This window comes from Pseudoalteromonas rubra, assembly GCF_005887115.1.
Classification (GTDB): domain Bacteria; phylum Pseudomonadota; class Gammaproteobacteria; order Enterobacterales; family Alteromonadaceae; genus Pseudoalteromonas; species Pseudoalteromonas rubra_F.
Genome location: NZ_PNCJ01000060.1, coordinates 1 through 1,279 on the forward strand (window position 1 = coordinate 1; position 1,279 = coordinate 1,279).

General features: G+C 44.8%; 1 protein-coding gene. It reads left to right on the forward strand.

The window, feature by feature from the left end:
- Nucleotides 1–66: 66 nt before the first annotated feature.
- A protein-coding gene (locus tag CWB98_RS22910) for an IS3 family transposase (protein ID WP_138546911.1) occupies nt 67–1,229 on the forward strand; the annotation gives its coding sequence in 2 pieces (ribosomal slippage) (nt 67–322 and nt 322–1,229; 1,164 coding nt in all).
- The last annotated feature ends 50 nt before the right edge of the window (nt 1,230–1,279 follow it).

Here is a 1,279-nt window from a genome sequence, read left to right on the forward strand (position 1 = left end):
TGTTGTGATTCAATAAAACCGGACACTATTTTAGGTGGTATTATTACCACTCAATGAGAGGTGTCTATGACCAGAAAACGTCGTACTTTTACACAGGAATTTAAATTGGAAGCCGCTGCATTGGTGCTGGATGAAGGATACTCAGTACCCGAAGCATGTCGGTCTCTGGATGTTGGCGAAACAGCTTTGAGGCGCTGGGTTCAGCAGCTGAAGCAAGAACGTGGTGGTGAAACACCCCAGTCGAAAGCTTTATCGCCTGAGCAGCAGAAAATTCAAGAACTTGAAGCGCGAATTAATCGCTTGGAACGTGAAAAGTCCATACTAAAAAAGGCTACAGCTCTCTTGATGTCAGACGAGATGAACAATACTCGATAGTAGACCAGTTAAGTGAGTTTGAGCCTGTTGAATTGGTCTGCGAAACCTTTAACGTTCCACGTTCGAGTTATTACGACTATAAACATCGAGTGAAGTCGGTCAACACCAATGAACTTACGTTACGAGCAAGAATAAATGAGCTGTTCACATTAAGCCGGAACTCAGCGGGCAGCCGAACAATTATGGCTATGCTGGCTGACTCAGAAATAACAGCAGGCCTTTTTAAAATCAGGCGCGTTATGAAGGACATGCAGCTCATATGCAAGCAGCCAGGTTCACATAGCTATAAAAAAGCAACCGTTGAAAGACAGGATATACCCAACCGTCTAAACAGGGAGTTTGATGTTAGTTCGCCAGATCAAGTGTGGTGCGGTGATATAACCTACATCTGGACCGGCAGGAAATGGGCCTATCTGGCTGTGGTATTGGATTTATGCACACGCCGTGTAGTGGGCTGGGCTATGTCTCATAAACCAGATGCTAACTTATCCATTAAAGCGTTAGACAGAGCCTATGAGCAAAGAGGTCGACCATCAGGCGTGTTGTTCCATTCTGATCAGGGCAGTCAGTATGTCGCCACAAAGTTCAGGCAAAAATTATGGCGCTATCGTATGACTCAAAGCATGAGTCGCCGAGGTAATTGCTGGGACAATGCACCAATGGAAAGGCTATTCAGAAGTTTAAAAACAGAGTGGGTTCCTGTAGCTGGCTATGAATCCTTCAAAGAAGCTGAAAGAGATATTAGTTACTATTTAATGGACTATTACAACTGGAAAAGGCCGCACAGCAACAACGAAATGCTCGCGCCAGCAGTTGCGGAAGAAAAACTTTATTTACTGTCCGGGATTAGTTGACCACTACACATACAACACAAGATGCGTGTGATTGCTCATCACCGCATACC